The sequence below is a fragment of the Proteus sp. G3927 genome (assembly GCF_963894685.1).
Lineage (GTDB): Bacteria > Pseudomonadota > Gammaproteobacteria > Enterobacterales > Enterobacteriaceae > Proteus > Proteus mirabilis.
On sequence record NZ_CAWQGX010000032.1, the window covers coordinates 71,432 to 96,891 of the forward strand.

General features: G+C 37.7%; 21 protein-coding genes and 1 tRNA gene. 11 read left to right on the plus strand and 11 right to left on the minus strand.

Annotation, left to right across the window (positions count from 1 at the left end; translation table 11 throughout):
* Positions 1-55: 55 nt before the first annotated feature.
* Together AACV00_RS15215 and gapA are read right to left on the minus strand one after the other, a co-directional pair.
* Positions 56-940, minus strand: coding sequence for a D-hexose-6-phosphate mutarotase (locus tag AACV00_RS15215; protein ID WP_004243269.1), 885 nt, complete (start codon positions 938-940; stop codon positions 56-58).
* A 114-nt stretch (positions 941-1,054) separates the two neighbouring features.
* Positions 1,055-2,050: a glyceraldehyde-3-phosphate dehydrogenase gene (gene gapA, locus AACV00_RS15220; RefSeq protein WP_004243268.1), complete on the minus strand. Its 996-nt coding sequence runs from the start codon at positions 2,048-2,050 to the stop codon at positions 1,055-1,057.
* Positions 2,051-2,391: 341 nt separating this feature from the next.
* On the opposite strand from gapA, the gene msrB reads away from it, so the two are divergent.
* Positions 2,392-2,829: a peptide-methionine (R)-S-oxide reductase MsrB gene (gene msrB, locus AACV00_RS15225; protein WP_049217324.1), complete on the plus strand. Its 438-nt coding sequence runs from the start codon at positions 2,392-2,394 to the stop codon at positions 2,827-2,829.
* Between the two features lie 79 nt (positions 2,830-2,908).
* The gene (locus AACV00_RS15230; RefSeq protein WP_004248238.1) at positions 2,909-3,190 is read left to right on the plus strand and encodes a YeaC family protein; all 282 of its coding nucleotides are present in this window, start codon (positions 2,909-2,911) and stop codon (positions 3,188-3,190) included.
* Between the two features lie 125 nt (positions 3,191-3,315).
* Here the strand turns inward: AACV00_RS15230 and pncA are convergent, their stop codons facing one another.
* The 3 genes from pncA to sppA all read right to left on the minus strand — a co-directional run bounded on the left by pncA (position 3,316) and on the right by sppA (position 7,064).
* The gene (gene pncA, locus AACV00_RS15235) at positions 3,316-3,957 is read right to left on the minus strand and encodes a bifunctional nicotinamidase/pyrazinamidase (protein ID WP_063108370.1); all 642 of its coding nucleotides are present in this window, start codon (positions 3,955-3,957) and stop codon (positions 3,316-3,318) included.
* Between the two features lie 21 nt (positions 3,958-3,978).
* Positions 3,979-5,001, minus strand: coding sequence for an asparaginase (gene ansA / locus AACV00_RS15240; protein ID WP_161680347.1), 1,023 nt, complete (start codon positions 4,999-5,001; stop codon positions 3,979-3,981).
* A 206-nt stretch (positions 5,002-5,207) separates the two neighbouring features.
* Positions 5,208-7,064: a signal peptide peptidase SppA gene (sppA, locus tag AACV00_RS15245; RefSeq protein WP_004248232.1), complete on the minus strand. Its 1,857-nt coding sequence runs from the start codon at positions 7,062-7,064 to the stop codon at positions 5,208-5,210.
* Positions 7,065-7,622: 558 nt separating this feature from the next.
* On the opposite strand from sppA, the gene AACV00_RS15250 reads away from it, so the two are divergent.
* Genes AACV00_RS15250 through AACV00_RS15260 form a run of 3 tightly spaced genes read left to right on the plus strand, consistent with a single transcriptional unit; the run spans position 7,623 to position 11,204 of the window.
* Positions 7,623-8,174, plus strand: a complete 552-nt coding sequence (locus AACV00_RS15250) for an NAD(P)H nitroreductase (RefSeq protein WP_004243260.1) — start codon at positions 7,623-7,625, stop codon at positions 8,172-8,174.
* Between the two features lie 14 nt (positions 8,175-8,188).
* Entirely contained in the window at positions 8,189-9,232 is a 1,044-nt protein-coding gene (gene selD / locus AACV00_RS15255; protein ID WP_004243259.1) for a selenide, water dikinase SelD, read from the plus strand.
* Positions 9,233-9,236: 4 nt separating this feature from the next.
* On the plus strand, positions 9,237-11,204 hold the full coding sequence (locus AACV00_RS15260) for a DNA topoisomerase III (protein ID WP_161680345.1): 1,968 nt from the start codon (positions 9,237-9,239) through the stop codon (positions 11,202-11,204).
* A gap of 92 nt (positions 11,205-11,296) precedes the next feature.
* On the opposite strand, the gene xthA is transcribed toward AACV00_RS15260, so the two are convergent.
* Positions 11,297-12,103, minus strand: a complete 807-nt coding sequence (xthA, locus tag AACV00_RS15265) for an exodeoxyribonuclease III (RefSeq protein ID WP_004248228.1) — start codon at positions 12,101-12,103, stop codon at positions 11,297-11,299.
* A gap of 443 nt (positions 12,104-12,546) precedes the next feature.
* On the opposite strand from xthA, the gene AACV00_RS15270 reads away from it, so the two are divergent.
* A complete protein-coding gene (locus AACV00_RS15270) occupies positions 12,547-13,410 on the plus strand; it encodes a helix-turn-helix domain-containing protein (RefSeq protein ID WP_012368015.1) in 864 nt (287 codons plus the stop codon).
* Positions 13,411-13,434: 24 nt separating this feature from the next.
* Here AACV00_RS15270 and AACV00_RS15275 read toward each other — a convergent pair.
* From AACV00_RS15275 to AACV00_RS15285, 3 genes are all read right to left on the minus strand, one after another.
* Positions 13,435-13,519 (minus strand) — tRNA-Tyr (locus tag AACV00_RS15275).
* Positions 13,520-13,795: 276 nt separating this feature from the next.
* Entirely contained in the window at positions 13,796-14,644 is an 849-nt protein-coding gene (gene purU / locus AACV00_RS15280) for a formyltetrahydrofolate deformylase (RefSeq protein ID WP_004243254.1), read from the minus strand.
* Between the two features lie 38 nt (positions 14,645-14,682).
* Positions 14,683-15,174, minus strand: a complete 492-nt coding sequence (locus AACV00_RS15285) for a YchJ family protein (RefSeq protein WP_004243253.1) — start codon at positions 15,172-15,174, stop codon at positions 14,683-14,685.
* Positions 15,175-15,296: 122 nt separating this feature from the next.
* On the opposite strand from AACV00_RS15285, the gene rssB reads away from it, so the two are divergent.
* From rssB to AACV00_RS15300, 3 genes are all read left to right on the plus strand, one after another.
* A complete protein-coding gene (rssB, locus tag AACV00_RS15290; RefSeq protein ID WP_012368013.1) occupies positions 15,297-16,316 on the plus strand; it encodes a two-component system response regulator RssB in 1,020 nt (339 codons plus the stop codon).
* 181 nt (positions 16,317-16,497) lie between these two features.
* Positions 16,498-17,403 carry a UTP--glucose-1-phosphate uridylyltransferase GalU gene (galU, locus tag AACV00_RS15295; protein WP_004243251.1) on the plus strand — a complete coding sequence of 302 codons (906 nt, stop codon included), beginning with the start codon at positions 16,498-16,500 and terminating at the stop codon, positions 17,401-17,403.
* Positions 17,404-17,658: 255 nt separating this feature from the next.
* Positions 17,659-18,666, plus strand: coding sequence for an NAD-dependent epimerase (locus AACV00_RS15300; RefSeq protein WP_036971759.1), 1,008 nt, complete (start codon positions 17,659-17,661; stop codon positions 18,664-18,666).
* Positions 18,667-18,895: 229 nt separating this feature from the next.
* On the opposite strand, the gene hns is transcribed toward AACV00_RS15300, so the two are convergent.
* Positions 18,896-19,300 (minus strand): histone-like nucleoid-structuring protein H-NS, encoded by a 405-nt coding sequence (gene hns, locus AACV00_RS15305; RefSeq protein ID WP_004243249.1) that lies wholly within the window; start codon positions 19,298-19,300, stop codon positions 18,896-18,898.
* A gap of 509 nt (positions 19,301-19,809) precedes the next feature.
* Here hns and AACV00_RS15310 point away from each other — a divergent pair.
* A complete protein-coding gene (locus AACV00_RS15310) occupies positions 19,810-20,406 on the plus strand; it encodes a thymidine kinase (protein ID WP_004243248.1) in 597 nt (198 codons plus the stop codon).
* Positions 20,407-21,582: 1,176 nt separating this feature from the next.
* Here AACV00_RS15310 and adhE read toward each other — a convergent pair.
* Positions 21,583-24,246, minus strand: a complete 2,664-nt coding sequence (gene adhE, locus AACV00_RS15315; protein WP_004243246.1) for a bifunctional acetaldehyde-CoA/alcohol dehydrogenase — start codon at positions 24,244-24,246, stop codon at positions 21,583-21,585.
* A gap of 514 nt (positions 24,247-24,760) precedes the next feature.
* Between adhE and AACV00_RS15320 the strand changes: the two genes are divergently transcribed.
* The gene (locus AACV00_RS15320; RefSeq protein ID WP_004243244.1) at positions 24,761-25,405 is read left to right on the plus strand and encodes a YchE family NAAT transporter; all 645 of its coding nucleotides are present in this window, start codon (positions 24,761-24,763) and stop codon (positions 25,403-25,405) included.
* Positions 25,406-25,460: the final 55 nt, after the last annotated feature.

Below are 25,460 nucleotides of genomic sequence, written 5' to 3' on the forward strand. Positions count from 1 at the left end.
TAAAAGCTTCGAATTTGTTCGAAGCTTTTTTCGTTCGACAAAGTAGAGTGGCAAACTATTTTTCAGCAATATTTTTGCGTACACGTATCACAGCAGATAAACGCCCAGGATGAACATTATCCGGCTTAAGTGGACGATGAATACGAGCTGTTTCAACACATGCCATTTTACGGTAACCACCTGAGCTCATATCTTTCATTGAACTGGCGAGTTCTGCACCCGGATTCCAACAAACGACATCACTGTGATGATAATGGTGAACCTCAATAGTACGATCCCAACCATCATCATGAATAAGATTAAAATCTTCAGGTTCAGTATAAAGTCTGTCAGTACGGCCGTTAAAGCGTAGGGCTGTTTCGTCGGTATAAACTTCTTTATCCGCCACTGTGTCAATATAGTGACCACCAAGGCCTGTAATGGAAACTTTATCGATATCACTGACATTAAAATAGGAGTGTAGCGCCGCAGTGGCTTCATAGTCACCGTATGACTCTAATTCAATTTCACAGGTATCACCTAATTTAAATCGAGCAATAACAGTAAATTCATGAGGCCAATACTTTTGAGTTTGTGCACTTTCTTTGAGTGTCATGGTGATAAGCACTCCGTCTTCTTGTTCAGAATGAGCACTAAATTCCCAAGGTAAGATACGTGCAAATCCATGGCTTGGGGTTCCCGCTGAGGCAAACCAAGGCCAACAAATAGGGATACCACCACGAATAGCAACACCGGGAGTAAATAAGGCATCTTCACTGAGCCACAAAACGGGATGCGTTTGTGCGGGTTGCCATGCGATAAGATGGGCACCTTGAAGACTAATAGCCGCACGTACTTTGGGGTGAGAGATCACCAGAATAGGGAGTTCACCTAATTGGCGTCGACTTAAGTAAGGTGATATTTGTTCAATAACCGGCAAAGAAAAAATTTTCTCATTCATTATTTTATAACCTTATGTCGCGGACTATTTGAATACAATAAACTGCCGAGTAAAAAAATAAAAGAGCCACCGAAAGGGTGGCTCTAAAATCAATCTTGGCTTTCTAAACTCTAATTATTTAGAGATATGAGAAATCAGATCTAGAACTTTGTTTGAATAACCAACTTCGTTATCGTACCAAGAAACTAATTTAACAAAGTTGTCATTCAGCGCGATACCTGCTTTAGCATCGAATACTGAAGTTAATACTTCACCGTTGAAGTCAGTTGAAACAACTGCATCTTCAGTGTAACCCAGAACGCCTTTCAGTTCGCCTTCGGCAGCTTCTTTGATTGCTTCACAGATTTGAGCATAAGTTGCTGGTTTTTCCAGACGTGCAGTTAAGTCAACAACAGAAACGTTAGGAGTAGGAACACGGAAAGACATACCAGTCAGTTTGCCGTTCAGTTCAGGAATAACTTTACCTACTGCTTTAGCAGCACCAGTTGATGAAGGGATGATGTTTTGAGAAGCACCACGACCACCACGCCAGTCTTTCATTGAAGGACCATCAACAGTACGTTGAGTTGCAGTTGTTGCGTGAACAGTTGTCATCAGACCTTCAACGATACCGAATTTGTCGTTGATAACTTTTGCTAAAGGCGCTAAGCAGTTAGTTGTACAAGATGCGTTAGAAACGATATCTTGACCTGCATATGATTTGTGGTTTACACCCATAACGAACATAGGTGTGCTGTCTTTTGAAGGACCAGTCAGAACAACTTTTTTCGCACCAGCTTGGATGTGTTTACGTGCAGTTTCGTCAGTTAAGAACAGACCAGTTGCTTCAGCAACAACATCAACACCAATTTCGTTCCATTTCAGGTTTGCTGGATCTCTTTCTGATGTTACGCGGATGGTTTTACCATTAACAACGAGGTGGCCATCTTTTACTTCAACAGTACCGTTGAAACGACCATGAGTTGAATCGTATTTCAGCATGTATGCCATGTATTCTGCGTCTAACAGATCGTTAATACCTACGATTTCGATATCTGAACGTTCTTGTGCAGCACGGAAAACGATGCGGCCGATACGACCAAAACCATTAATACCTACTTTGATAGTCATATGTATTCCACCAGCTTTATTAGTGAATTAAAAAGTTGCTTCTAAAGTTACCAAAACCGCGCCAGTCGTCAAGCGGAATCGTGTCAATAATTGCAAAAAATCAATTAAAAAAACACTTTTTGCTTAAGGATTGGTCGTTTTAGATAAATATTACGCTGTGTATTATCGGGATCATTGCCGATAAATGAAGTTACCTTTGCTCCGTTATGTGAAATGTATCACATTTCAAAAACTAAAGATTACTCTCATTGATTTTAGACTATATTTTCCAGATTTGTTGTTAAATCTTTGTTATTATTTGCTGTTGTTTTAAAAAACATTTTTGTCAGTGTGAGGTGTTTATGAGCAATAATGAAAAAAAAGTGCATATTTCAAGTGATAACAATCACATTGATTTATCAAACCTCAATGAAATGCAGCATTATGTGACGCAACAGCGGGGTACTGAACCGCCGTTTAGTGGTAAATTATTACATAATAGAGAAACAGGTATTTATCATTGCTTATGTTGTTCTGCGCCTTTGTTTTATTCGGAAACTAAATTTGATGCAGGATGTGGCTGGCCAAGTTTTTATCAACCTGTAAGTGATGATGCAATTCTTTATCTTGATGATTTTTCGCATAATATGAAAAGAACAGAGATCCGCTGTCGTCAATGTGGAGCGCATTTAGGGCATGTATTTAATGATGGCCCAGCACCGACAGGACAACGTTATTGTGTTAATTCTGCCTCTTTGGCATTTAGCAATACAGAAACAGGTGAAGTGCAAAAGGGCTAAACAGTCACTATTAACAATAAATTAACAAATAAAAAAACGATTCAGCTTTTGCGTGGTAATTTGATATATGGAGCAATCAATGGAAGTTAATGATTTAATTTCAATGGTCACACCTGAGATTTATCAACGTCTTTCTACCGCAGTTGAGCTAGGTAAATGGCCAGACGGCGTTGCACTCACTGCAGAGCAAAAAGAGCATTGCATGCAAATTGTTCTCTTATGGCAAGCACAGAATAACCATAATCCGGAACATATGACGGTTGGCACAAACGGACAAATTACGATGAAAAGCAAACAAGAGCTAAAAGCGCAATTTCAAGCTGAACGTTTAGCCACATTAACACCAATGGATGATGATTAAGACGTTTTTAAATTTAAATAATGAAAGTTAGCGTAACGGTGGTGATTTATTTTGATAAATCACCACTTTTTAGTTCTACTATTCATACAAGTAGAGAATGATAATTGCTAATCATGTTGTTTATATTATTTGTCACTTTTAAGCACTGTTACTGAATCAACTAAAACTGCCCCATGTTGTTGCATTTGATTAAATGCGAGCTGGCTATCATCTGGTTGAATATTGACACCTCGACAACCATCCATAACCACTGATACTTGATAACCCAATTGTAATGCATCTAACACGGTAAATTTAACGCAATAATCAGTTGCTATCCCTAAAATGGTGAGATGCTCGATCTGCATGCTTTGTAAAAGAGTATGCAATCCTGTTTGATATTCATGGTCATTATCAAAAAAAGCACTATAACTATCGATAAGTCGATTTTGGCCTTTATAAATAATATGACTAATTAAATCATCTGTTAATAAGGGATGAAAATCAGCGCCATGGCTATTTTGTACACAATGCACTGGCCACCAAACTTGTGGACGGCCATTTAATTGGCCAACTTCGCCAACAACAGTACCTGAATTTTTTGCAAAGCTGAGATGATCTGCGGGATGCCAATCTTTACTCGCAATAATAGGACGCTGATGGCGTTGAAAATAATCAATAAGCCGATTTGCCGTATCTATGACGGTATCACTTTCCTTAACAGCCAATGCGCCACCGGTACAGAAATCATTTTGTAGATCAACTAATAATAACGCTGAATTTTTCACAGGAGTTACCTTTGATTAGACCTAGTCGTCATCGTTTAATGTCATTTCACCACGGAGATTTTGTTGCATTAAACGGCAGATCTCAGTATAGCTATATTGTTGACTAAGTAGATAGTGGAGTTTAGTTAACGCTGCTTCAAAAGTCATATCATAACCACTGATCACCCCAACATCGGCGAGTGCTTGTCCTGTTGCATAGCCCCCCATATTGACACGACCAGAAATACATTGTGTTAGGTTAACGACGACAATACCGCGCTCAGTTGCTTCGCGTAGCGTTGATAACAAGGCGGGATGAGAAGGGGCATTACCCACACCATAAGAGCGCAAAATAAGTGCCTTAACGGGTTGCATTAAGATATTTTTCACCACCTCATCAGAAAGTCCCGGATATATTGTCACCACACCAATTGGTTGAGGGGTAATATGATGAGCAATAAACTCACCTTTTGGCTTAGGTAATGGGTTTATTTTAAACGTTTTAATATTAATGCCTGCTTCTAATAAAGGCGCACTATTAGGAGAAGCAAAAGCATTGAAGCCATCTGCATGTGCTTTTATCGCACGATTACCACGATACAGAGTATTGTTGAAAAACAGTGCAACTTCATTAATCGGATGATGTGCAGCAATATAGAGAGCATTTAATAGGTTAGTTTGTCCATCTGAGCGTAAAGCTTCTAATGGAATTTGAGAGCCGGTGACGATAACTGGTTTTGCCAGCCCCTCAAACATAAAGGAAAGTGCAGAAGCGGTAAATGCCATGGTATCGGTACCATGCAAGATGACAAAACCATCATAGTGGCAATAATTATCGCTAATATCATCAGCGATAGATTGCCAATCTTCGGGGGTAATATTTGATGAATCAATTAAAGGAAGGTGCTCTTTGATTGTGAAATTGGGCATCTCTTCACGATGGAATTCGGGCATCTTAGCTAATTGGCGTTGTAAATGTCCTGATACAGGTATATAGCCGTGATCAGAATGTTGCATACCGATAGTTCCACCAGTATACACAACGTAAATGGATTTTTTTTGCATCAGACCTAACACTCTTATGAATTAAGCGATAAGAAAGAGTTGATTATAGGGGGTTTGCAGAATAAAAAAAGAAAGGGGAGACAAAAAGCACAATTGAAATACAGCAATTGATGTTTTAAATCATTATTTACACCATTTAGCAAAATAACTAAAAAATAATCAAAGGCTAAGATAATCCCGCTCATATTGAGCGGGAGCACACTTATTTATTGAATATCACCACAAGATAAACAATACGCATAGCGGTTTTGCGGATCGTTCATATTACGATAAAACTCAGTTTGTGTTTTAACTTCTTTAAATACCGGTGCAGGTAAATAGGCTTGTAATGGATCAGGAATAATGGCTTTTGCATTGGCCGATAAGCTCATTAATATTTGCTCTGATAAGCTTAATTCCGGTTTCATCCAATCAATGACTGGTTGTTTGATTTTTGCCATGGTTGCTGCTGCATTAATAGCATCATCGAAATCACCAAATTCATCAACTAATCCTACTTGTTTAGCATCAACACCAACCCAAACACGACCTTGCGCAATACGATCAACTTGTGCCGGTGTTTTATTACGTGATTCAGCTACTAATTTCAGGAATGTTTTATAGCCACTTTCAATATTAAGTTGGAATAGCTCTGAAAAATCTTCTGGTAATTTATTGGTTACCGAAAGTCCTGCAAGAGGCGATGTACTCACGCCATCACTATGCACACCTATTGATTCTAAGCTATTTTCAAAGGTATTGATGACACCAAATATACCAATAGAGCCTGTTAATGTTGAAGGGCTAGCGATAATTTTACTCGCAGGTGTAGAGATCCAATATCCCCCTGATGCAGCCATTCCGCCCATTGAAACCACGACATGTTTTTTCTCTTGTTTAAAGGCGGCTATTTCACTGCGGATCTGCTCAGATGCAGATACACTACCACCGGGGCTATTAACTCGTAATACTAATGCTCTAATATTAGGATTTAAACGCGCTTGACGGATTTGATTAGCAATGGTTGAACCACCTGCAGAGCCAGGAATGCTTTCACCATCAATAATTGCGCCTTGAACGACCACAACCGCAATATTGCCGTCTTCGTTTTCTGGGGCGAATGCGGTGAGGTTATCAGCATAATCATAAATACTAATATTGTTAAACTGCTTAGCTTCATGATCCCATTGAAAGGTCTCTTTCATATCCGCTTCAAATTGGGCATAAGAGCTAACAGTATCGACCAATTTGCGATTAAGTGCATAAGTAGCATTATCGCCATCGGCTTTACGCAACTCAACTATCATCTCTTTTGCACCAGGGAAAACATCTTCCTTGGTAATACTACGATTTTCTGCAACTTGCGTTAAATAATTAGACCAGAGTACGGAAACTAATCGACTAGATGCGGCTCGGGCTTCATCAGACATATTATCGCGCATCAGCGGTTCAACAGCTGATTTATAGGTTCCCACACGGAATATATGGGTATTAACTTTAAGTTTTTCTAATAGCGATTTGTAATAGAGATTACTAAAACCTAAACCATAAATACCCACAGCACCTTGTGATGCTAAATAAATTTTATCTGCATAAGAGGCTAAGTAATATTGCGGTTGGCTATAATAACCACTAATCGCATAGATAGGTTTACCTGTTTTTTTAAATTCAGTCAGCGCTTTACCAACATAATTGAGTGAAGGTTGGTCTGCCCCAGCAAATTCGTCAAGTTTTAGTACCATTCCTTTAATTTTGGGATCAGTCGCTGCTTTGCGTAAGGTATCAACGACTTCGAATAACGAATTTTCTTGTAACTGGCTACCCGAAACACCCAAAAGCTCTCGGCTCATTTGCCCTAAAGGATTTTGGTTAGCTGTTTGGTCAACAATAACGCCTTTTAAATCAACCAGTAATGCACCTTGATAATCGGTAGGTTTTTGCGTTTCTTGGACGATGAAATAGAGTCCTACACCCATAAAAAGTAGAAAGAAGAAAATAACGTTTAAGATTAGTTTCCTGATAAAGTTAATCGCCTGCCAACTAAATCGAAAAATAGTGCCGATTAACTCCATAATTTTACTCATATTATCTCCACATCATGTAAAGCTAAAAATTAATCCTAAACAGTTATGCTAGAATTGATGGTAAAGGTTTAAGTTTCTATTATTAAAGTATTTATTTCAATATTGAGCGACTCAAGAAATTAGCTGTATAGCCACAACATACCTTATTTACATGAGAGTATGCCTTGCAGGTGAACAATAGACAGCAGAGGTCACGGCTATTTTTAGAATAAAAAACGCTAATATTCCCTACATCTCACTTCGATCCTTTAATAACAAAACTCGATTGACTACTTAGACTGCAAATATTTAAACACCATTCTAATATAGCGACTAGCGAAAGTCTGTCACGTATTTTATTGCGCTTGGGCAGTGTATTACACCTAAAAGCTAAAACATTCATATTTTGAACAAACGCTCAATATTGGCTTAGGTACAATCCTATTTTAGCTAAAAATATCCGCTTAAATTTCTCGGTGGTGGTAATATAACATTTTGTTATACTGCGAATTGATAACAACTGTCTATCCCTGATCTTAAGGGATTTTGCTACAATAATACTGACAGGAGAATACAAAAATGGATGCATTAACACTGCTTTTAAATCGACGTTCAGCGTCTCGACTGACTACTCCAGCCCCAAATAACCAACAGCTTGAAGCTATTTTACAAGCTGGTATGAGAGCCCCCGATCATGGCGCCCTTAAACCTTGGCACTTTGTCGTGATGAAAGAGGATGGTATTGAGCGTTTTAGTCAATTATTACATAAAGCGGCGGTGGTGAGTCAACTAGGTGCTGAGGTAGAAGAAAAAGCAAAAAACGCACCTTTTCGTGCACCTTTAATTATTACCGTGATTGCCAAAGTTAAAGCGCATCCTAAAGTTCCTGAATGGGAGCAAATTGTTGCGGCAGGCTGTTGTGTTCAGGCGATGCAAATGGCTGCAGTGGCACAAGGTTATAGTGGTATTTGGCGTTCAGGCTCTTGGACTCATGATCCAGTGGTAAGAGCGGGATTAGGTTGTGGAGAGCACGACCATATTGTTGGTTTCTTATATCTTGGTACTCCCGCATTGAAAGCACCTACAACGGTTTCTCCTGCTGATTTAACTGATTTTGTGACTTATTTTTAAAAGGATGACATGTTATGTCTGAAGCAATTCGTTTAACACAATACAGTCATGGTGCCGGATGTGGCTGCAAAATTTCACCAAAAGTTTTGGAAACGATTTTACATAGTGAACAGGCTAAGTTTCACGATCCCCATTTATTGGTTGGTAATGAAACGAAAGATGATGCCGCTGTTTATGATTTAGGTAATGGCACTGGAATTATCAGTACCACTGATTTTTTTATGCCAATTGTTGATAACCCCTATGACTTTGGGCGTATTGCGGCGACTAATGCGATTAGTGATATTTTCGCTATGGGGGGTAAACCTATTATGGCAATAGCAATTTTAGGTTGGCCAATTGATAAACTTGCGCCTGAAATTGCTCGTGAAGTTATCGAAGGTGGACGAGCTGCCTGTCAAGAAGCAGGGATTTCCCTTGCTGGTGGGCATTCGATTGATGCTCCTGAACCTATTTTTGGTTTAGCGGTAACGGGCGTTGTACCGGTGAGTAAAATTAAGAAAAACAGTGCTGCTAAAGCAGGATGCCAACTTTTTTTAACTAAACCTTTAGGTATTGGGGTATTAACTACCGCAGAGAAAAAAGGCTTATTAAAACCTGAGCATCAGGGCCTAGCTACTGAAATTATGTGCCGTATGAATAAAGCGGGTACTGATTTTTCTGATATTGAAGGGGTCACGGCAATGACCGATGTGACGGGGTTTGGTCTATTAGGTCACCTTAGCGAGATTTGTGAAGGCTCTGGATTACAAGCCACTATTCACTTTTCACAAGTACCACGATTACCTGAAGTAGAAGCGTATATAGAGCAAGGATGTGTACCGGGCGGTACTGGACGTAATTTTGAAAGTTATGGCCATTTGATTGGTAATATCAGCGAAATGCAACGTAAATTATTATGTGATCCGCAAACTTCAGGTGGCTTATTACTGGCAGTACAGCCAGAAGCCGTTGAGCAAGTAAAAGAAGTTGCTAAACGCTTTAATATTGATTTGACCTCGATCGGTGAATTAACAGAGCCGAAAGCAGGAAGAGCGTTAATTGAAGTGACAAACTAACGTAATGAGATTATTTATTGCAGAAAAACCCAGCCTTGCTCGAGCTATTGCTGATGTATTACCAAAACCGCATAAACGTGGTGATGGTTTTATTGTTTGTGGTGATAACCAGTATGTGACGTGGTGTGTTGGTCATTTACTTGAGCAGGCTGAGCCGGATGCATATGATCCGCGCTATGCGCGTTGGTCGTTAGATGATTTGCCCATTATTCCGAATAAATGGCAACTCAAACCGCGCGCTGATGTGAAAAAACAGCTAGATACGATCAACACATTACTAAAACAAGCCGATGAAGTGATCCACGCAGGAGACCCCGATCGCGAAGGGCAACTGTTAGTAGATGAAGTACTTAATTACCTTAATATTAGTGATGCTCAAAGAAAACAGGCACGCCGCTGCCTGATTAACGATTTAAACCCCGCCGCGGTATCTCGAGCAATTGATAAGCTCCGCTACAATCATGAATTTATTCCATTATGTGTTTCTGCCTTAGCAAGAGCGAGGGCGGATTGGCTATATGGCATTAACATGACACGCGCTTACACGTTATTAGGACAGCGCAATGGTTACCAAGGCGTACTTTCTGTTGGGCGAGTACAAACCCCGGTGCTGGGTTTAGTCGTACGCCGTGATGAAGAAATTGAAAACTTTGTACCGAAAGATTTTTTTGAAGTCAAAGCGCATATCGTTACTCCTGCAGATGAGCGATTTACCGCTATTTGGCAGCCGAGTGAACACTGCGAGCCTTGGCAAGATGAAGAAGGGCGTTTATTACATCGCAAATTAGCAGAGCATGTTGTTGATAGAATAGCTGGCAAGCCTGCTAATGTTACCGATTATCAAGATAAACAAGAGTCTGAAATCGCACCTTTGCCTTTTTCATTATCTGCTTTACAAATTGAAGCGGCGAAACGCTTTGGTTTAAGCGCTCAACAAGTGTTAGACACATGTCAACGCTTATATGAAACGCATAAACTTATTACTTATCCACGCTCCGATAGTCGCTATCTGCCTGATGAACACTTTGCTGGGCGTCATGCGGTGATGAATGCCATTAGTGTGCATGATAATAGTCTTTTACCACAAGAAACATTAGATATTGATAAAAAGAACCGTTGCTGGGATGACAAGAAAGTAGATGCGCACCATGCCATTATTCCTACTGCGAAAACAGGTAATATTTCATTAAGTGAAAATGAAAAGAATATTTACTATTTGATTGCCCGACAATATCTAATGCAATTTATGCCAGATGCGGTATACCGCAAATGTGTGATTGAACTCGATATTGAGAATGGAAAGTTTATTGCTAAGGCACGATTTTTAGCACAAGCCGGCTGGCGTACCTTATTAGGTAGTAAAGAGCAAGATGCGGAAAATGATGGTAGCGCCTTACCTATTGTGGCTAAAGGTGATGAGTTACTTTGTGAAAAAGGCGAAATTGTTGCCAAGCAGACCCAACCACCAAGACCTTTTACAGATGCTACGCTACTTTCGGCTATGACCGGTATTGCACGTTTTGTGCAAGACAAAGAGCTAAAGAAGATCCTAAGAGCGACGGATGGGCTAGGTACTGAAGCGACTAGGGCTGGTATTATTGAATTACTGTTTAAACGCGGCTTTCTGCAAAAGAAAGGACGAGCTATCAACTCGACACCAGCAGGAAGAGCGTTAATTCATGTTTTGCCAGATATGGCGACATTACCCGATATGACCGCTCATTGGGAATCAATATTAACGCAAATTAGTGAGAAGCAATTTAAGTATCAAGATTTTATGATGCCATTAAGTAACACACTATTTGAATTAATTACTCAAGCTAAACGTCGTCCTAATATTCAAGCGTTTAGAAACCTGCCTGCGCCTTCGCAGAATAAAAAACGTAAAGGTGCGACGAAAAAAAGTGCACAAAGGAAAAGTCGTTCAGCGCAGTCTCAATCTACGAATCGCAATATAAAGAGTGATGCTTAGTTGATTGTGTAAGACGCTAACTAATATATAAATAAACCCCACTTTTAATCTATTTAAAGTGGGGTTTATCAATAAGGGGGGAAGAGAGGGAATTAAAGCTTAAACTCGGCCCAAACAGGTGCGTGATCGGAAGGTTTTTCCATCGCACGAATATCGTAGTCAATGCCGGTTGAAATACAATTATCTGCTAAGCAACGACTTGCTAGCAGTAAATCGATACGTAAGCCTCGGTTATCATCAAAGCCTTTTGAGCGATAATCAAACCAAGAAAATTGGTCTTCGACTTCAGGATGTTGGGCGCGGTAAGTATCGGTTAATCCCCAACCCATAAGCGTTGCTAACCACTCTCGCTCTTCCGGTAAAAATGAACATTTACCCATTTTTAGCCAACGTTTCATATTATTTTCGCCGATACCGATATCTTTATCGGTTGGGCTAATATTTAAATCCCCCATAATCAGTACGGGAGAGGAAGGCGTTAAGCTGGTGGTCAGATACTGCTGTAGATCAGCATAGAATTTTGCTTTAGCAGGGAATTTTGTCTCATGATCACGACTTTCACCTTGAGGGAAATAACCATTCATTACCGTTAATAATCCAGCGGGGGTTTCAATGTCCGCCATGATCATACGACGCTGAGCTTCTTCACCATCACCAGGGAATCCTTTACGTACCGCGACAGGTTTCGCCTTAGTTAACAAAGCCACACCATAATGGCCTTTCTGTCCATGATAAAAAACGTGGTAGCCCAAGGCACTGACAGTTTCTAATGGAAACATATCATCATGAACTTTTGTTTCTTGCAGTCCAATAACATCGGGTTGGTGTTTTTCTACAATGGCTTCGAGCTGATGAGGGCGAGCACGTAATCCATTAATATTGAATGAGACAAATTTCATGTGACTATAACCATTTATAGATTGAATAATAGGATAACTTATACTAACAGGATAATGAAATAAATGTAAGTCGGTTACATGCCAATGTTAATACCTGTCATCGAGATATAATCGCGTGATATAGATAAATCGTAGCCAAATAGCAAAATGTATGGCAACTAATAATATTAATAAGTTTATGCCTAACAAAAAATATTAATTAAATAAAGTAGAAACATAAACTATTCTTTGATAGAAGAATATAAGTATTATCATTTTTTATATGTAAAGCAAAATGACAGAATAAAAATATCAATTGAATTATAAATTATATTTATAGGAGGTGAAGATAATTAAAAATAATATTTATTTCGCATGGATTTCTTTCAGTTAATATGTGTTTTATTTATATTAATAAAATTAATTTAATTGTTTTGTTTAACACAGCAAAGGAATGGTGGATTATGTTTTTTTCTCGTAAATTAGAGGCCTTTATGGCCGTCGTTGAAAATGGATCCTTAAGTAAAGCTGCTCGTGTGATGAACCGAACGACACCACCTGTAGCGAAATCAATCAAAGATTTTGAAGCCGTGCTAGGGAAGCGCTTGTTTAAGCGGGAAAAGTTTGGTATGAGTTTAACGCAAGAAGGGTTAGAACTCTATAATGATTTAAAATCACTTTATCTGCAAGAAAAAGAGATAACAAAAAAACACACATCGGGCATTATTAATAATAGCATTCATGTTTATTATGATTGGGGTAAAAGTCAATATTTAACAGCACTCTATCAAGCAGCCAATAAGAATTGTTCACATATAAATATGATGAGATTTTCGAAGGATAATTTTGAAGAGATACCAGATTATGATGGAAACACGTTAATCTTAAGCTCAGATAAAATTATTAGTGAAAAGTTTAGCTTAATACATCAAGTTAAAAATAAATATCTAGGAATATGTTGCCAACAAATCTTAGCACAAAAAGCACAAGAGAATATCAATACATTGCTAAAAGAAAATATTTGGTTATGTGATCCCGCTTTATATAAAACAGCAAAAATAAAGAAATTAGAAAATGAAATAGCGGATCAGGGTAAACCTGTCAGTATTAGATTGATGGATGATTTAAATTGTTGTTTAAACTTTATTCAAACTCACCATTCGCTATTATTTACTGATGAAAACCCGATTAAAAGTGAGGATGAAAAGCAACTGTGCTTTATACCTTTAACACAAACGGAGCTGATTTATAATTGTTATATCTATAAATCTAAATATCACTCGAGTATATTGAACAGGTTTGTTGATTTAATAAAAGAATTGGAATGAAAAAATAGTGAAGAGTATTGAAGATGGTGGTGGGAGAAGGATTCGAACCTTCGAAGTCTGTGACGGCAGATTTACAGTCTGCTCCCTTTGGCCGCTTGGGTATCCCACCAACATTAAATTGTCTTGCTGTCCGTGACAGCGGGCGCAATAATACCAAATACCTGAGATGTGTAAAGTGCTATTTTAAGAAAAAGCGATCAACTGCTTTAAAAATATCCGCTTTGCTTAACTGTTGTGCTATATCGTATTGATTTTAGATAGAAAGCTATAGTGATTGACTTGGATGTGTAACAAAAAATAAAAAGAGCCTGTGATAAAATAACTATCCCAGGCTCTTGTTACTTTAGGCTTGTGTCGTAGTTACACTAATTTAAAACGGGTAAGCCTACAAAATAATTGTTCTGTTGCCATAGACAAAAACACGTTGCGAGAGCACCCAATAGAGGGCGTGGCTTAGTACGTTTTTTTCTACATCCCGTCCTGCGCGCATCATATCTTCTGCTGAAAAAGTGTGGTCTACGTTTATTACATTTTGAGTAATAATAGGGCCTTCATCTAAATTATCATTTACATAGTGAGCTGTGGCGCCAATAATTTTTACACCACGTTCATAGGCTTGATGATATGGGCGGGCGCCAATAAATGCCGGTAAGAAAGAGTGATGAATATTAATAATTTGATTTGGGTAATGTTGTACAAATGCGGGGGTTAATACACGCATATATTTAGCTAATACCACATAATCAGGTTTGTATTGGTCAATTTGTGCTATCAGTTTTTCATCATGCTGATCACGGGTTAACCCTTCATGACTAATGAGATGGAAAGGGATCCCAAATTGCTCAACAAGGTGTTTTAGCGTGTCGTGATTACCAATAACTGCTGCAATTTCAACATCCAGATCACCAAAAGCGCTTTTCATTAAGAGGTCACCAATACAATGGGCTTCTTTAGTGACCATAATGACGATACGGCGGCGACCGGCAGTATTAAGCTCTCGCTGTGAGCCTTGTGGAAGTGCATCATCTAAATCGGCTAAAAAGGTTTCATCATTAAAAATGCCTTCTAGCTCAGTGCGCATAAAAAAGCGGCCAGTGCGATGATCAACAAACTCATTATTTTGAACAATATTGAGCTGATGTTTATAACAAATATTAGTAATTTTTGCGATAAGCCCTTTCGCATCTGGACAAATAGTACGTAGTATTTTCTTTTGAGTATTTTGGTGTTGCATGTATGGATAAATCCTTTAATTTACTTCTGTGTTTGCAATTATTTTCTGTTGTGTTCACAACATTTTTTGTATTTACGGCCTGAGCCACAAGGACAGGGATCGTTTCGTCCTACTTTAGGCTGTACACCATCAATATAAAACCAGCAGTCGTCTATTTTTAGAAAACGAGAGCGTTCATGTAGATACTGCTTATCATCAGCATTTATTTCAATAAAGCAAGCTGAGAATTCAACAAAGGCTTCGTTATCACGAGGGTTTTCTTGTGCCGATATAATATGTAACCCTAGCCATTGTGTATTGGGAAACGTGGCGATTAACTCATCCCGTAAAGAAGGTGTACGACACGAAGGGTGCCATGTTTTGATTAGGTGATCTGCATTATGAGTCACAAAAGCACTATAGCGAGAGCGCATTAACGCTTGAGCTGTAGGGGCATTTTTTGTCCCTAATAAGTAAGGCTCACAGCACTCACTATAAGGCAATTGGCTATTGCAGGGGCATAAATTTGACAAGGTAATGTCCTGATCCATTTTTATACGACGATCCCCATCAGAAAAATAGCGATTAGGAATAATAAACGTCAATGTTGAACTAAACTAATAATGTAACGCTAAATAAACTGCAAGTGAAATGATAGTTATGGGTATTACTAATGAATAAAGCCTTAGTCGGTAAAAAAATTCTCATTATTGATGATGAGGTTGTATTTCGCACCATGCTCACTGAGTATTTTTCACACGAAAAGGCTTGCGTTTATGCGACTGACAATGGTAGCCAAGCATTGTTGTTACTTGAAGAGGGACTAAGACCTGATCTTATTTTATGTGATATCAGAATGCCTGTTATGAATGGGCCGACTTTTTTATGTCATCTAGAGCAGCGTCACTGGTCTTTTCCTGTTATTGCTATTTCATGTACTGACAACATGGCTGAAATTGATGATATGTTGCGCTTTGGCGCTCAGGACGTTTTTCTTAAGCCCGTAACTAATTTAGCTAAGTTAAAACAGAAGGTCATTGAAGTATTATGTCCAGGTTTTTTTGAGTCTGAATTAATTGCAAGAGGACAACTTGGACCTCTTTGGAATAACTTACGAGAACAGCCTCATTATATTCAATCCTTTGTTAAACAGATGCAACCGCAAGTTAAACAAATTGTCGCAGGATATAATGTTAATTATCGTCAATTAAATGATGCATCCCAAATGGGGTTGTTATTTGATATAGCGACTTTATCAAAAGATCAAATCATTTTTTACTGTGTTGACGTCTCTAATGATGAAGAAAATGGGTTACTCGTTGCGCTGCTTTTAAGGGTGGTTTTTAATCGTTTCCTAAAAGCTACTGAGAAAAGACGCTTCTTACCTAGTATGTATAACATATTGAATAAAATCAATAAAATGCTTGAGGATATGGGGGTGAGAGGATCATTCCCGCTAATTTTAGGTTATTACCACACCAAGGAAAAAAATATATTATTAGCGTCAGCAGGACTACGAGCTGAAATAAAAACAGAGAATAAAAAATATGTTTTAAATAGTGGTATACCTTTAGGAACACTACACTCTTTATATATTAACCAAATAAAGTGTGTGGGAATAGATTGGCAATGTAAAATTTGGAATCAGCACCATAAAATTAATTTAATGTTCTCACCTATACATAAACGTTAAATTTAGATTAAATAAAATCTGTTATTGCACATATATTAAACATAAATGAAGAACAATCTCAATTAAGCGATGATGCTCTGTTTATCCGTAGATATTAGCTGGTATACTCTGGCGATTATTTTTTTATATGTACCATAACATCATAGGAATATCATGGTACTTAATTTGTAGGAGAAGAGTAATGTCATCAGTGGTGCGTAAAGTAAGAAAAGCGGTGATCCCTGTTGCAGGGCTAGGAACAAGAATGTTGCCTGCCACCAAGGCTATCCCAAAAGAGATGCTACCTGTTGTTGATAAACCTTTAATTCAATATGTTGTTAATGAATGTATAGCAGCTGGCATCAATGAAATTGTGCTAGTTACACACTCTTCAAAAAATTCTATTGAAAACCATTTTGATACCAGTTTTGAATTAGAAGCTATTTTAGAAAAACGAGTTAAGCGTCAGTTGTTGGAAGAAGTACAAGGTATTTGTCCAAGTCACGTTACTATTATGCAAACTCGCCAAGGAATAGCAAAAGGATTAGGCCATGCCATTTTATGTGCAAAACCTTTGGTGGGTGATGAGCCTTTCGCTGTTATCTTGCCGGACGTTATTTTAGACCGATATAGTGCTGATCTGACTAAGGTTAATTTAAAAGAGATGCTTTCTCATTTTGAACAATCTGGCGCAAGTCAAATTTTAGTAGAGCCTGTTCCTGAAGAGGAAGTATCTAACTACGGGATTGTTGACTGCATGGGAGAACATTTACAGCCTGGCGACAGTAAACCCATTACTCGTGTGGTAGAAAAACCGAAGAAAGAAGAAGCACCTTCAAATTTATCTATTGTTGGTCGTTATGTGTTGTCTGAAAACATTTGGCCTTTATTAGCCAAAACGGCACCAGGAGCAGGGGATGAAATTCAATTAACTGACGCGATTGCAATGTTAATTGAAAAAGAGCCTGTAGAAGCTTATCACCTACAAGGGAAAAGCCACGATTGTGGTAATAAATTAGGTTATATGAAAGCTTTTGTTGAATATGGTTTACAGCACGAAGAGTTTGGCGAAGAGTTCACGAAATGGATAAAATCACTGCAAGCTTAATGTGTTGAGTAACAAAATTTAACGATTTATCTTGTTAATAGTGTCGCACTGTCATTTTAATTTTATAATGTGGTGCGGCATTTATTTATGGCTTAAAGCTTAAAAGTACCGCTATAAAAGATGATAAATTACAGTGCTAATATTGATATATATATCGGCATTGACTAGGTTAAGCGTTATGATGTTAATTGAGGTGATATTAAGCATGATAGCGTTTAGCGCAGAAATCAATTAATTGGGTTATTTGAGTATAATATGAAAATATTAGTAACAGGTGCAGCAGGATTTATTGGCTACCATTTAAGCCAGCGTTTGATAGAAATGGGTTATCATGTTATCGGGATAGATAATCTCAATGATTATTATGATGTGCGCTTAAAAGAAGCACGATTAGCTAAACTTAATCAGTTGGATAACTTCCAATTTGAGAAAATTGATATTACAGATTCAGTGAGTATTGCGCAATTATTTGCTGATCACCGTTTTGATCGAGTTATTCACTTGGCGGCTCAGCCTGGCGTTCGTTATTCAATTGAAAACCCAATGGCATATATCGATGCTAATATTGTAGGCCATATTAATATATTAGAAGGTTGTCGCCATCATAACGTTGGGCATTTGATTTATTCGTCATCAAGCTCGGTATATGGTTTAAATCAAAAGCAACCTTTCTCTACAGAAGATAGTGTTGATCATCCGGTGTCACTTTATGCTGCGACGAAAAAAGCCAACGAATTAATGTCTCATAGCTATTCTCATTTATATCAGCTACCCACAACAGGACTGCGATTTTTTACCGTATATGGTCCTTGGGGGCGTCCTGATATGGCTCTATTTAAATTTACTAAAGCTATGTTAGCGGGTGAGCCTATCGATGTTTATAATGGCGGAAATATGACCCGTGATTTCACTTATGTCGATGATATTGTCAGTTCTGTGGTACGTTTAATTAATATTATTCCTGAACCCAACCCAAATTGGACCGTAGAGCAGGGGGAAACTTCATCAAGTTCTGCACCTTATAAAATATATAATGTGGGTAATGGGCAACCTACAAAGTTAATGGATTTTATTACAGCAATAGAAAAATCACTCAATATTAAAGCTAAATTGAACTTAATGCCAATGCAAGATGGTGATGTACTTTCAACCTGTGCTGATTGTAGCGATTTAGCTCAGACAACAGGTTTTTCACCCAACACTGCAGTAGAGTATGGTGTGAAGCAGTTTGTGGATTGGTATGTAGATTATTACCAGCAATAATCAGAGCATAGATATAATGCACAAGACAAAAAGGAGCCTTAAAGCTCCTTTTTTATTATAAAATTAACTAATTAATTTTATCAATACATTCACTATATTTGTAAAGCCCTTTTTATTTAAAAGCTTCATCAGCCTATTAAAGTTAAACGCTCGTTTAATAAAAATGACTAAACAAGAAAAATACCCTTTTAATTTTTAAAAGGGTATTTTAAATAGAGTATGCATTAAATTAGATGAGGAAATCTTCTAAAGATTTGCCTTCTTCTTCAATTGCACGTTTGATTACAGCTGGTGTACGGCCTTGGCCTGTCCAAGTTTTAGTTTCACCATTATCATCAACGTATGAATATTTAGCAGGACGTGCTGCACGTTTAGCACGACCAGTTTTGCTTGCGCCAGCAGCTTCAAGCAGGTCAGTTGGATCAATACCATCGGCAATTAATAGCTCACGGTATTTTTGTAATTTTTGCTGACGTTCTTCAATTTCAGCTTGCATTGCTTGTTCTTCTTCGCGGCGTTCATTAACAACGACTTCAAGTTTCTCAAGCATTTCTTCTAAAGTTTCTAAAGAAGTTTCTCTTGCCTGTGCACGAAGAGTACGGATGTTATTTAATATTTTTAAAGATTCGCTCATTTTCCTGGTCTCAAATAAATGTTGTTGGCTGATGTAATACTAATAATAGATTGCTATTTAAAATTCTGCAATAGCTAAATACAAACCAAACGTAAATTTTCTTTTTTTAAAACGAATATCTTTACAAAAAAATATTAAAAGTTGGGGCATCTTTCGCCAATAAAGGAAATATTAGTAATGATATACATCTTTTAACTGGTGATAGCGCTAATGTAAAAGAATAGAAAACGTTGTCTACTTTTTTATAATAACGGATTTTTTTCTAAAAATGCGCTTAGAGTAACTTTCATAGTTTAATAACTGTATATCAAAGGCGGGGTTAATATGTTAAGTACCTATTAAGGCTATTTATTTTTTAAACAAAAAAATTGCCTCATCAGTGATCCTGCGCTTTTTTCGCTATATCTTTTATAGAAATAAAGGCTATAAATAGTTGTCGTTGATAACTTCTCGTTTGTTTATGTTAAACTGCTTCCCGCGATAATACACACTATTTAAGGAGAGAGCTGATGGCTCAGCTTTACTTTTATTATTCAGCTATGAATGCCGGAAAATCAACATCTTTATTGCAGTCTTCTTATAACTATAATGAGCGAGGAATGCGAACTTTGATTTTTACGGCAGCGATAGACACGCGTTTTGCCAAGGGAAAAGTAACCTCAAGGATAGGGTTAAGTGCTGATGCATTGCTTTTCAGTGATGATATGAATATTCGTGATGCTATTTTAGCTGAAAATAATAAAGAGCCTATTCATTGTGTTTTGATTGATGAATGCCAATTTTTGACTAAAGCACATGTAGAGCAACTTTGTGAAATTACCGATAGTTATGATATACCCGTTTTAACCTATGGCTTAAGAACGGATTTTAGAGGTGAATTATTTACCGGTAGTGCTTATTTGCTTGCATGGGCTGACAAGCTCGTTGAGCTTAAAACAGTTTGTTACTGCGGGCGTAAAGCAAATAAAGTATTACGCTTAGCGGCAAATGGGAAAGTACTTTCAGACGGCGCACAAGTGGAAATAGGTGGTAATGAAAAATATGTTTCAGTGTGCCGCAAACATTATACAGAGGCTACGTTAAAAGGACGAATTGAACAGTTATAATGCAAAATTCCTCTTCTCTATTGTTAATTGGTGCGGGAATAGAGGGGGGGAAATATAATCGTCTAAATAAATGTTATCTCTTGTTATACTAAAAAAAGGTTATCTATTTTTAGAAGTTACGTTTTATATTTACTGTGTTTTATAATTCATAACTGAAAATAGCATCAATAATGTAAAAAAATGTTAGTTTTTTTCTAGAAATATTTATTCGTTTTCTCCGTTTCATTATCTTTAATCAATAAAAAGGTAATCAGATATACGTAGGTTCTTTGTTTTGTGATGTAGATATTGATTTTTACAAATGTTCTAAGATGATGACATTTGATACTTCGCCATTATTTATAGTTTAATAAAACTGAATAAAGAAGAGAAAAAATGCTTGTGAGTGAAAAAACATTTCAACCATTTAATGGCTCAGGTGAAATGTTTATATCTAAATATTCATATTGGTTATGAGTAAAAAAGAGGAAACTGTGCTTAATAGGCCAAATTTAAACATGTGAATTACCACTAAAGTAGTATTAATTAGATAAAAAATACACAAATAGCCCCTACTTTTAATGTTATATACCGCTTAATAAGCAAAAGTGAGTTCGATAATATTTTATTGAAATTTTATTTTTATAAGTTTATTCCTTTCTTCGATAGATCAAAATCTTTTGATATTTCTCTTTTTTATGGTGCTGCGGTAAAAAGTGCTTATTAAAAAATAAGCACCTCATTTTATTACATTAATAGTGCCTACTTTTGCTCAACTCTCATTTTTGTGTGATAAGCCTTATCATAGGAGTAATTGAGTAGTGCGGTTTAACTCAATGAGAAATTTTAGCGTTTTCATTTCTAGGTAATCAGATATCAAAGCGCTGTAAAGCACGTTAAGCGCTTAATCACGGTTAAGCTGAATAAAGAGATGGATGTTGATAAAAATGAGGGAGAGGGCGATTGGTGCTGTTTTAGCAACGTATACCTAAAAGTGATGATCACAAGGCGGCTCTCTCATCTATCTTGCTGGATATCATATTAAATATAAGGAAGAAAAATAAATTGAGAGATAAGGGGATTAGAACATTATTGTTATCCATTGATAGACAAAATAAAACCAGCCTTGTGGCTGGTTTTATAGTAAAGCAATCATCGAAGATTGAAGGCTAATCTGTTAATACAGAGATAGCGCTATTATTTCTTACTGCTTTTTTTCGCAGGCTTCGCTTCTTTTACCTCAGCAACAGGGTGCTCGTTAAATTCGCGGCCGTAGTAAGAATCTAATAACAGTTGTTTTAACTCAGAGATCAGCGGATAACGCGGGTTAGCACCAGTACACTGATCATCAAACGCATCTTCTGATAATTTATCCACTTTCGCTAAGAAATCACTTTCTTGTACGCCCGCCTCACGGATAGAAGCAGGGATACCTAATGAAGATTTCATCTCTTCTAACCAAGCTAACAGTTTTTCAATCTTAGCTGCAGTGCGATCACCAGGAGCAGACAGTTCTAAGTGATCAGCAATTTCAGCATAACGACGACGTGCTTGTGGACGGTCATATTGGCTAAATGCAGTCTGTTTTGTTGGGTTATCATTCGCGTTATAACGAATAACGTTAGAAATTAATAACGCATTGGCAAGACCATGAGGAATATGGAATTCAGAGCCTAATTTATGCGCCATTGAGTGACAAACCCCTAAGAAGGCGTTAGCAAATGCAATACCTGCGATGGTGGCTGCATTGTGGACACGCTCACGAGCAACCGGATTTTTAGCACCTTCATGATAGCTTGCTGGCAGATATTCTTTCAGCAATTTCAGAGCTTGCAGTGCCTGACCATCAGAATACTCATTGGCTAATACAGAAACATAAGCTTCTAATGCGTGAGTCACCGCATCTAAACCACCAAAAGCACAGAGTGATTTTGGCATATTCATCACCAGATTGGCATCTACAATCGCCATATCTGGCGTTAATGCGTAGTCTGCTAATGGATATTTTTGGCCTGTTTCATCATCAGTCACAACAGCAAATGGTGTAACTTCAGAACCTGTACCTGATGTTGTGGTAATTGCTACCATTTGAGCCTTCACACCCATTTTCGGGAATTTATAAATACGTTTACGAATATCCATAAAGCGTAATGCTAATTCTTCGAAGTGTGTTTCTGGGTGTTCATACATTACCCACATAATCTTAGCCGCATCCATTGGTGAACCGCCACCTAATGCGATGATCACATCAGGTTTAAAGCTGTTCATCTGCTCTGCACCTTTGCGTACGACACTTAATGTGGGATCTGCTTCAACTTCAAAGAAAACTTCCGTTTCAACACCAAATTTTTTCAGTACATTGGTCACTTCATCAACGTAACCGTTGTTGAATAAGAAACTGTCTGTAACGATAAATGCGCGTTTTTTACCATCAGTTGCAATCTCTTCCAGTGCAATAGGTAAGCAACCACGGCGGAAATAAATTGATTTAGGAAGTTTGTGCCACAACATATTTTCTGCTCTTTTCGCCACGGTTTTAGTGTTGATAAGGTGTTTTGGCCCTACGTTCTCAGAAATGGAGTTACCACCCCATGAGCCACAGCCTAAAGTGAGAGAAGGAGCGAGTTTAAAGTTGTATAAGTCACCAATACCCCCTTGTGATGCCGGTGTATTGATTAAAATACGGGAAGTTTTCATTTTGTCGCCAAAGTAGGCAACATGTTCAGGACAGTTGTCTTGATCGGTATATAAACAAGAAGTATGACCAATACCGCCCATTTCAACTAATTTTTCTGCTTTATGTACCGCATCTTCAAAGTTTTGTGCATGGTACATTGCTAACAGAGGCGATAGTTTTTCGTGAGCAAAAGGTTCTGCATCAGTAGTTTCTTTAACTTCACCAATTAAAATCTTAGTGTTAACAGGCACTTCAATACCGGCCATTTCTGCGATTTTCACTGCCGGTTGACCAACGATAGCTGCATTCAAGTTACCATCTTTTAAGATAATATCTTGAACAGCTTTTAACTCTTTACCGGTTAACATGTAGCCGCCGTGAGTGGCGAAACGTTCACGAACTTGTTTATAGATACTGTCTACGACGATAACAGATTGCTCTGAAGCACAAATAACCCCATTATCAAAGGTTTTTGACATCAAAATAGAAGCAACTGCACGTTTAATGTCTGCTGAGTCATCAATAACAACAGGAGTATTACCCGCACCAACACCGATAGCAGGTTTACCTGAACTGTAAGCGGCTTTTACCATTCCTGGGCCACCTGTTGCTAAGATCAGGTTAATATCATCATGGTGCATTAATGCATTGGATAATGCCACTGAAGGTTCATCGATCCAGCCGATAATATCTTTTGGTGCACCCGCGGCGATTGCAGCGTTTAACACAATTTCAGCCGCACGGTTTGTGGCTAATTTCGCCCGTGGATGAGGAGAGAAAATAATACCGTTGCGTGTTTTTAAGCTGATTAATGCTTTAAAAATAGCGGTAGAAGTAGGGTTAGTGGTTGGCACGATACCACAGATAATACCGATAGGTTCAGCAATAGTGATAGTACCGTAGGTTAAATCTTCAGACAAAATACCGCAGGTTTTTTCGTCCTTATACGCATTGTAGATATATTCTGAAGCAAAGTGGTTTTTGATCACTTTATCTTCAACGATACCCATGCCAGACTCTTCAACAGCTAATTTTGCAAGAGGAATACGGGCGTCAGCGGCAGCTAATGCAGCAGCACGAAAAATTGCATCAACTTTTTCTTGAGAAAAGTTAGCAAATTCAAGCTGAGCTTTTTTTACACGAGCAACCAGATCATTGAGTTCAGTAACGTTAGTTACAGACATAAAGAGACTCCTGATAAAATGTTAAACTTTTTAAGCAAATTAGCCGGTAAAATCATCACTAAATAAGAATAGCTCAAATCAAAATTTCTATACTTATTTAAGTCATTATTATTAGAAGCTCTAATTTGCTTAAAAAGCTAAGAAAAAACAATAACAAATACAAATATATTTTAAAAAGATCTCCTTTTTCTGAATGATGACAGCTTATCATCTTTCTAATTAATTAAAGTGATCTACATCACAATAATAGTAAGCTGACACCTTTCAGCAAGTGTTTAAATAGTAATGATAATTAATTACAAAAATAAATGGACTATTTTTTTGTTGTAAGACTCTCTAGGATATAAAATTAAATCACTAGAGTTATGGTTGTTTACTAGCGAAAAATTTAGCCAAAATAATGTTAAGTAATAGAATTAACTGGTTTATTGATTTAAAGTAACGCGCATTTTTTGGAGTTACTCTATCTTTTAGAGCATAATTCGCATGTTTATTAGCCAAGAAGGGGCTTTTCATGGGGGCACTGCTGGATTTATCCGGTTATATTAAATTTTTTGTCGGTCTTTTTGCTATTGTAAACCCGATAGGGATCTTGCCTGTATTTATCAGTATGACGAGTTATCAAACGGATGCAGGACGTAATAAAACAAACTTAATTGCCAATGGCTCCGTTGCGATTATTTTGGTTATTTCCCTATTAATAGGTGATTCGATACTGAGTATTTTTGGCATCTCTATTGATTCATTTCGTATCGCTGGGGGGATGCTGATAGTGACAATCGCAATGACCATGATAAATGGGCGCTTAGGAGAAGATAAACAAAATAACCAAGAAAAAAATGAATCAGCAGTACGTAGCAGTGTTGCGGTGGTGCCTTTAGCATTACCGTTGATGGCAGGTCCTGGTGCAATTAGCTCCTGTATTGTTTGGAGTTCACGCTGGGAAGGGGTGACTAATTTCTTAGGTCTTGCTGCGACCAGTATCTTTTTTGCTTTTTGTTGTTGGTTACTGTTTCGTAGTGCCACTTTATTAGTTAAATACTTAGGTCAAACCGGTATCAACGTTGTCACGCGTATTATGGGGTTATTGTTGATGTCGTTAGGTATTGAATTTATTGTCACCGGGTTACGTTCTATTTTTCCGGGATTATTAGTATAAGCACAGTGTAATATTACCAATAGAGCAGTATTGATATTTAATACTGCTCTTATCA